The 7,978-nt window shown below is 67.8% G+C and carries 6 protein-coding genes and 1 pseudogene; 5 read left to right on the plus strand and 2 right to left on the minus strand.

Annotated features, from left to right (window positions below):
* On the minus strand, window positions 1-734 hold a 734-nt coding region (locus OZ10_RS18285; RefSeq protein WP_039566411.1), incomplete at its 3' end, for a dioxygenase family protein.
* Window positions 735-922: 188 nt separating this feature from the next.
* Here OZ10_RS18285 and OZ10_RS18290 point away from each other — a divergent pair.
* The 5 genes and pseudogenes from OZ10_RS18290 (at window position 923) to OZ10_RS18310 (ending at window position 7,078) form a co-directional block, all read left to right on the plus strand.
* Window positions 923-1,818, plus strand: a pseudogene (locus OZ10_RS18290) (LysR family transcriptional regulator).
* 94 nt (window positions 1,819-1,912) lie between these two features.
* Window positions 1,913-2,482, plus strand: coding sequence for a flavodoxin family protein (locus OZ10_RS18295; protein ID WP_039405790.1), 570 nt, complete (start codon window positions 1,913-1,915; stop codon window positions 2,480-2,482).
* 380 nt (window positions 2,483-2,862) lie between these two features.
* Window positions 2,863-3,858 (plus strand): aldo/keto reductase, encoded by a 996-nt coding sequence (locus tag OZ10_RS18300; RefSeq protein WP_039405793.1) that lies wholly within the window; start codon window positions 2,863-2,865, stop codon window positions 3,856-3,858.
* Window positions 3,859-4,164: 306 nt separating this feature from the next.
* Window positions 4,165-4,860 (plus strand): glycosyltransferase, encoded by a 696-nt coding sequence (locus OZ10_RS18305; protein ID WP_039405796.1) that lies wholly within the window; start codon window positions 4,165-4,167, stop codon window positions 4,858-4,860.
* A gap of 148 nt (window positions 4,861-5,008) precedes the next feature.
* A complete protein-coding gene (locus OZ10_RS18310) occupies window positions 5,009-7,078 on the plus strand; it encodes a M13 family metallopeptidase (protein ID WP_039566414.1) in 2,070 nt (689 codons plus the stop codon).
* Between the two features lie 540 nt (window positions 7,079-7,618).
* Here OZ10_RS18310 and OZ10_RS18315 read toward each other — a convergent pair.
* Window positions 7,619-7,978 (minus strand): oxygenase MpaB family protein (locus tag OZ10_RS18315; protein ID WP_039566409.1); only part of this gene is annotated, 360 nt, incomplete at its 5' end.

Below are 7,978 nucleotides of genomic sequence, written 5' to 3' on the forward strand. Positions count from 1 at the left end.
TCGATGCGCTGTGCGCCGAGCTGGTCGCCCCCGGCCGCACCCATCGCGACGTAGAGCGGCAGCAGATGCTCGTCGCTGGGATGTGCGCGCGCTGCATACGGTGCCTGGCGGCGGTAGTCCAGCAATGCCGGGATGTCGTTGTCCGCCAGTGCGCGCTCGGTCCACGCGATGAAGGGACGCACGTAGGGCGCTTCGCGCTCGGCGCTGTAGCCCTGGCCGAAGTCGTGCAGGTTATGGGTGATGCTGCCGGAGCCGATGACCAGCACGCCTTCGTCGCGCAACGGCGCCAGCGCGCGGCCCAGCGCGAACTGGTGCGCCGGCCCGAGCTCGGGCTGGATCGACACCGACACCACCGGGATGTCGGCCGCCGGGTACAGCAAACGCAGCGGCACCCACACGCCGTGGTCGAAACCGCGTTGCGGGTCCAGGTGCGGATGCAGCCCGGCCTGCTCCAGGCGGCGCACGACCTGCTGCGCCAACGCCGGCTCGCCCGGCGCCGGATAGTCCAGCGCGTACAGCGGCGCAGGGAAGCCGCCGAAGTCGTGGATGGTCTGCGGCCGCGCTGCACCGCTGACCAGCGGACGACGGCCCAGCCAATGCGCACTGGCGACGATGATCGCGCGCGGCCGCGGCAGCTGCCGACGCAGTTCCTGCAGCCGCTGCCCCACCTGGCCCGGCTGCAACGCCGTCATGGGCGATCCATGCGAGATGTACAACGATGGCAGGCGGCTCATGCGCAACTCCATGCGCCCAGGCTGATGCACAGCAAGGCCGCGCCGTAGGCCGCGGTGCGCGGGGGTGCAAGGGTGGTGGACATGCGAGCACTCCGTTGAGGACCGCCCTAGCCTATGACCCACGGCATTCGGATAAAGGGCGCGAGGTCGGATAATTTGTTGCACCACAAGCAATAATCGGAGCCCGGATGGATACCCTGGATGCGATGCGCGTCTTCACCGCCGTGGCCGAACGAGTGGCTTCAGCGCCGCGGCCGACGCACTGGACCGCTCCACCGCCAGCGTCACCCGGCAGGTGGCTGCGCTGGAACAACGCCTGGGCACCCGCCTGCTCAATCGCACCACGCGCCGGGTCAGCCTGACCAGCGCCGGCACCGCGTATTACCAGCGCTGCCTGCAATTGTTGGCCGACCTGGACGACCTGGAGGCCACCATCGGCGCGCAGGCGCTGGAGCCGGCCGGCGTGCTGCGGGTCAATGCCCCGGTGAGCTACGGGATCGAGCGCCTGGGTGCCTTGCTGCCTGGCTTTCGTGCGCGCTACCCGCAGGTGGAGCTGGACCTGTCGCTGACCGATCGCCTGGTCGATATGGTCGAGGAAGGCTTCGATGTCGCCATCCGCATCACCCGCGAGCCGGCACCGATGCTGATCGCCCGCCAGCTGGGCACGGTGCGGCTGGTGCCGTGCGCGGCGCCGGCCTACCTGGCGCGGGCGGGCACGCCGGCACACCCGGCCGATCTGGCTGGCCACGAGTGCCTGCTCTACCACTACTCGCCCACCGGCGACGCGGTGCGCTTCCACGGGCCCGATGGCGATGTGGATGTGCGCTTGCACGGTGGGCTGCGCGCCAACAATGGCCATGTGCTCAATGCGGCGGCGCTGGCCGGCCAGGGCATCGTGATGCAGCCGGACTTCCTGGCCGACGCGCATCTGGCTGCGGGCCGCCTGGTGCGCATCCTTCCGGCGTACGAACTCGGCCAGATCGGCATCTTTGCCGTCTACACCAGCCGCAGCCACCTGGCACCGAAGGTGCGCAGCTTCATCGACTACCTGCTCGAGCACCTGGCCGCACCGGCGCCCGGCTGAACGGGCCCGGCAACAGTTCGTCCCGCGCGTGGTCATTCTTCTGTCGCGGCCGGTATGCCCACAATCCCCCTCCCCTCGTTGAGCAGGAGCATCCATGAGCAAGATTGCCATCGTGTATTTCAGTGGCTACGGCCACACCGTCAAGCAGGCCGAAGCCGTGCATGCGGGGGCCGCCAGTGTGGCCGAGGCCACGCTGTACCGCATCGACCAGGACGGCAACGTGCCTGACGACGCGTGGGACGCGATCAGTGCCGCCGATGCCATCATCTACGGCAGCCCCACCTACATGGGCGGGCCGGCGTGGCAGTTCAAGAAATTTGCCGATGCCAGCTCCAAGCCGTGGTTTACGCAGGCGTGGAAGGACAAGATTGCCGCCGGCTTCACCAACTCGGCCTCGGTCAGTGGCGACAAGGTCACCACCATCCAGTATTTCTGGACCCTGTCGCAGCAGCACGGCCAGATCTGGGTGGGCACCGGTTTGCCGCCAGCCAACACCAAGGCGCACGGGCCGCAGGACGTGAACTGGACCGGTGGCTGGGGCGGCGCGCTGGCGATCTCGCCGTCGGACGCTTCGCCGGACGAAGCCCCGCGCGCAGGCGATCTGGAAACCGCGCGGCTGCTGGGCAAGCGCGTTGCCGAATTCACCAACAAGCTCAAGGGCTGAGCTGGCCTAACTGCACCCGCGCGCGTGCCGAAACAGGGCGATGCGCGGGTGCGGTTGAACAGCATCGCCAGGCCGCCGTACGCCAACGCGGCCACACCCCCCGTCACCATCGCCACGCAAGACGTGTGCACGGCCCGGTCACCAGCGCATCGCATGCGCCTGCCCATCGCTGCCGCTCCACAGTCGGCGCAGTCCGGCCCCATGCAAACCACTTCGATTCGCACGGCACTCCCAGGCGTCGCGCAGCGCGCTCGCTGCTATGCCGTGTCACACCTGCACCACCGCACACCGACCTCAGGCGTTAGCGCGTGGGCCACGCCGCGCTAACGCACACCGCGCCACTCTCCCCGCCTACCCTGCTGCACGGAGCCTCCCCCACCATGCAAACCCGTACCCTCGGCCGTTCCGGCCCCACCGTTTCCGCACTCGGCCTTGGTTGCATGGGCATGAGCGCGTTCTATGGCGACCGCAGCGACGAGGCTGCCTCGATCGCGGTGATCCATCGCGCGCTCGACCGCGGCATCAGCCTGCTCGATACCGCCGACATGTATGGCCCGCATACCAATGAAGTGCTGGTCGGCAAGGCCATCGCCTCGCGCCGGCACGAGGTGTTCCTGGCCACCAAGTTCGGCATCAAGCTCGACCCCGGCGATCCGTCGGTACGTGGCATCGATGGCAGCCCGGCCTATGTGCAATCTGCCTGCGAAGCCAGCCTGCGCCGCCTGGGCGTGGAGCACATCGACCTGTATTACCAGCACCGCGTCGATCCCAACGTGCCGATCGAAGACACCGTCGGTGCCATGTCGCGGCTGGTCGAACAGGGCAAGGTGCGTTTTCTCGGGCTGTCGGAAGCGGCCGCCGCCACCATCCGGCGCGCGCATGCGGTGCATCCGATCACTGCCGTGCAGACCGAGTATTCGCTGTGGTCGCGCGAGCCGGAAGACAACGGCGTGTTCGCCACCGTGCGCGAACTCGGCATCGGGTTCGTGCCGTATTCGCCCCTGGGGCGCGGCTTCCTGACCGGGGCATTTTCCTCGCCGGACGATTTCGACGCAGACGACTACCGCCGTCACTCGCCACGCTTCCAGGGCGAGAACTTCACCCGCAACCTGCAGCTGGTGGAGCAGGTCAAGGCGATCGCGGCGGACAAGGGCGTCACGCCCGGGCAACTGGCATTGGCCTGGGTCCTGGCACAGGGCCAGGACCTGGTTCCGATTCCCGGCACCAAGCGTCTGGCGTATCTGGAGGAAAACATCGCAGCGCTCGACGTGGCGCTGATGCCCGACGAACTGGCGCGCATCGATGCGATCTTCCCGCCGCAGGCCGCCGCCGGCACGCGCTACCCGGAAGCGATGATGGGCGCGGTCAACCGCTGAGCCGACGCGGCATGATGGCGCCTGGACCACATGGCAGTGGTACCGGGCCGTAACCGAAACCGTCGCAACCGGTTGCCGGTTGCCGCCATCCGGCTGCGACGGCGCGCTGGGCCGAGCGTCCATGACAGCGCGCTCGAGCATGCAGGCGTGGGTGCCCGCCATCCATGGAAGATGGCCGCGTTCCCGGTGCGGGTACGCGGCCGTTGCGGTCGCTTCGCCGCCGCGCCACCGGACTGACTGCGGCTACTCACATCATCGCATCGCCGGCGCCTGCACACTTGGCAGCACCTCACACCACGCACGCCCATGCTGTCCTTCGTGATCCCCGCCCATGACGAGGCCGCGCTGATCGGCGACACGCTGCAGTGCCTGCACGCTTGCGCACGCGCGCTCCAGCTGGACTACGAAGTGATCGTGGTGGCCGACGCCTGCGCCGATGACACTGCCGTCATCGCACGCAGCAACGGCGCGCAGGTGCTGGAGGTCCAGCTGCGGCACATTGCGGCCACGCGCAACGCCGGCGCACAGGCGGCGCAGGGGGAGCGGCTGCTGTTCCTGGATGCCGACACCCTGATCAATCCGCAGGTAGTCGGCGCCGCACTGACAGCGCTGGACGCCGGTGCGGTCGGCGGCGGCGCGCAAGTCCACCTGCACGGCAACCGTGTGTGGTCCGAACGCACCGCGCAAGCGGTGTTCGGCTGGTTCTTCCGCATTGCCGGCATCGCACCGGGGTGTTTTCTGTTCTGCACGCGCGCCGCCTTCGTCACGGCCGGTGGTTTCGACACGCGCTACTACGCCGGCGAAGATGTCGCGCTCAGCCGCGCGCTGGCACGCTGCGGGCGCTTTGTGATCCTGCGCCAGACCGTGCATACCTCCGACCGCAAGCTACGCAGTTTTTCCAAACGCGAGCATCTGGGCCTGCTGCTGCGGTTTCTGTGGCGCGGACGGCGCATGTTGCAGACCCGCGATGCGCTGGGTTTCTGGTACCAACGACGGCGCTGAACCGAGCGTGTCCACACCGGTGCGTGACGCGGCGGTGCCTGCCCTCAAATCGGGACGTGGCACCGCAGGCCACTTACACTGCGACACCTGTCCCGGTTTCGAGTCGCGCCGCATGGCCTCTTTGCATCGCCCTGTCCTGATCGCCGCCATGGCCGCTGCGGCATTGACCGCCGCAGCGTGTCACCGCGAGGGCGCGCAGCCTGCCGCCGACAGTCACGCCGAGCACGCCCCCAGCAAACCCAAGCTCGGCGATTTCGGCTTCGACGCGGCCGGCATGGACCGCAGCGTCGCGCCGGGTGATGACTTCTTCGGTTATGCCAGCGGCAACTGGGTCAGGACCACGCAGATTCCCGAGGACCGCTCCAGCTTCAACAGCTTCGTCAGCATCGCCATCGAGACCGAACGCCACAGCCGCGACATCATCGAAGGCGCGGCCGCCAACGACCGCGTCACCGGTGAAGACAAGCAGATCGGCGACTACTACGCCGCCTACATGGACGAGGCCAGCATCGAGACCAAGGGCGTGCGCCCGGTACAGCCGGAACTGGAGGCCATCGCGCAACTGGGCGACAAGCAGGCGCTGGCGCGCACGCTGGGCGGGCAGTTGCGCGCCGACGTGGACCTGCTCAACGCGACCAACTTCTACACCGACCGCCTGTTCGGGCTGTGGGTGTCGCAGGATCTGCACCATCCCGGCCGCTACACGCCGTATCTGGTGCAAGGTGGCCTGGGCATGCCCGAGCGCAGCTTCTACCTGGACGGTGGGCGCATGGCGGATCTGCGCGAGGCCTACCGCGCGCACATCGTCAAGGTGCTGGAGCTGGCCGGTATCGCCGACGCGGCGGCCAGGGCCGAGCGCATCGTCGCGCTCGAAACGGCCATGGCACGCGTGCATGCCACGCCCGAACGGACCAACAACGTACAAGCAGGCGCAAATGCCTGGAAACAGGCCGATTTTGCGCGCAATGCCCCCGGCCTGGAGTGGGCGGTGTTCTTCGATGCCGCCGGGCTCAAGGCGCAGCAGGACTTCATCGTCTGGCAACCGGAGGCGGTGCGTGGCTTGTCGGCCCTGGTGCAATCGGAGCCGTTGCAGACCTGGAAGGACTACCTGAGCTTTCGTGCCCTGGATCGGGCGTCGCCGTATCTGTCCAAGGCCTTTGCCGATGAGCGCTTTGCGTTTTATGGCACCACCCTGGAAGGCACGCCGCAGCAGCGCCAGCGCTGGAAGCGCGGGATCGACGCCACCAACGGCGCGTTGGGCGAGGCGGTCGGCAAGCGCTATGTGCAGAAATACGTCAGCGCCCAGACCAAGACCCGCGCCGAAGAGATGGTCAAGAACCTGGTCACCGCATTCGGCCGGCGCATTGACGCGCTGGAATGGATGACCCCGGAGACCAAACAGCACGCCAAGGCCAAGATCGCCGGGCTGACGGTGGCGGTGGGCTACCCGGACAGCTGGCGCGACTACAGCGCGCTCGAGGTGCGTCGCGACGATGCGCTGGGCAATGTGGAACGCGCCCAGCTGTTCGAGTACCGCCGCAACCTCGCCAAGCTGGGCAAGGCGGTCGACCATCGCGAGTGGTACATGCTGCCGCAGGAAGTCAACGCGTTGAACGTGCCGTTGGAGAACCGGCTGATCTTTCCTGCCGCGATCCTGCAGCCGCCGTTCTTCGACCCGGCTGCCGACGATGCAGTGAATTACGGCGCGATCGGCGCGGTGATCGGGCATGAGATCAGCCACAGCTTCGACAACATGGGTGCGCTGTTCGACGAACATGGCGAGCTGCACAACTGGTGGACGCCGCAGGACCTGAAGAAATTCGAGGCCGCCGGCAATGCGCTGGCCGCCCAGTTCAGCGCATACAAGCCGTTCGACGACCTGAGCGTCAACGGCAAGCTGACGCTGGGCGAGAACATCGCCGATGTTGCCGGCCTGGCCACCGCCTACGACGCCTATCAGCTGTCGCTGCAGGGCAAACAGCCACAGACCATCGATGGCTTCAGCCCGGACCAGCGCTTCTTCCTCGGCTTTGCGCAGGCCTGGCGTGGCAAGTATCGCGATGCAGCGCTGCGCAACGCCGTGCTGACCGATGTACACGCGCCTGGCCGCTTTCGTGCGCAGACGGTGCGCAATGTGGACGCGTGGTACCCGGCGTTCGACGTGAAGCCGGAGCAGCAGCTGTATCTGGCACCGGAGCAGCGGGTCAAGATCTGGTAAGAGGCGGCACGGACGATGCCTGTACTGGGGCTCTTGCTTCGACACCCGCGATGCATGGACTGCTGCTCGACCTGCGCCCTACCCTCACCCCAACCCCTCTCCCGAGGGGAGAGGGGCTTTAGACCTCCACTGCAGCTGCCACGTACAGCGCCGCGTGCCGCGGAGATTCGCCCTCTCCCGTCCACGCATATCACCCTGCTTTTTTCTCGCCCCTCTCCCGCCGGGAGAGGGGTTGGGGTGAGGGTACGGTGTCGCCATACGCTACCGCCCACGCGTGTCACCCATCTTTTTAAGCTAGACAACAACGCGATCCATCGGCGCGTCAGTCCTGCACCGCAAACACGCGCGCGGGCCGCAACGCAGCTGCCGATGGCGCCCGAAAGCGGCGTGCCCGCGCGCACGCTCCGATGAGCAGTGTTCCACGCCAAACACTCCGTCCGCCCCTGCTCCACCACTCTGCAGCAGGCGTGTCAGCCACTCCTGGAACACGCCACCTCGCTTGCCGCGATAGAACGCTCAGCCAACCCTGCCCCCGCAATATCAGGCCTTGTCAGGCCACCTCAGCAACAGCGCCGGAGGCAGCTGCATGCGCCTGCATGCGCGTGCCGAGAGGCCGTCGCGCAACGCAGTGCGGAACAGCGGCGCCAGACCGCGCAGCACGCGCGCGGATGCCCGCGCCTGGACACGCTGCGTGGCGGTGCGGCCCAGCATGTCGCTGGCCCAGCCGGGCAACAAGGCCGTGCCGGCGCCAAGAAACACGCCGCGCGACAGGCCCGCGGCCGGCACCGGCAACTGGATGCTGGTGAGGATGTCGAGCACCTCGCGCGAGCGTGCGTCCATGCGCAGCTCGCCACGCACCGACGCAAAATACGCGTCCACCTCGGCCTCGCTGGCGGGCAC

This window comes from Xanthomonas cannabis pv. cannabis, from assembly GCF_000802365.1.
GTDB lineage: Bacteria > Pseudomonadota > Gammaproteobacteria > Xanthomonadales > Xanthomonadaceae > Xanthomonas > Xanthomonas cannabis.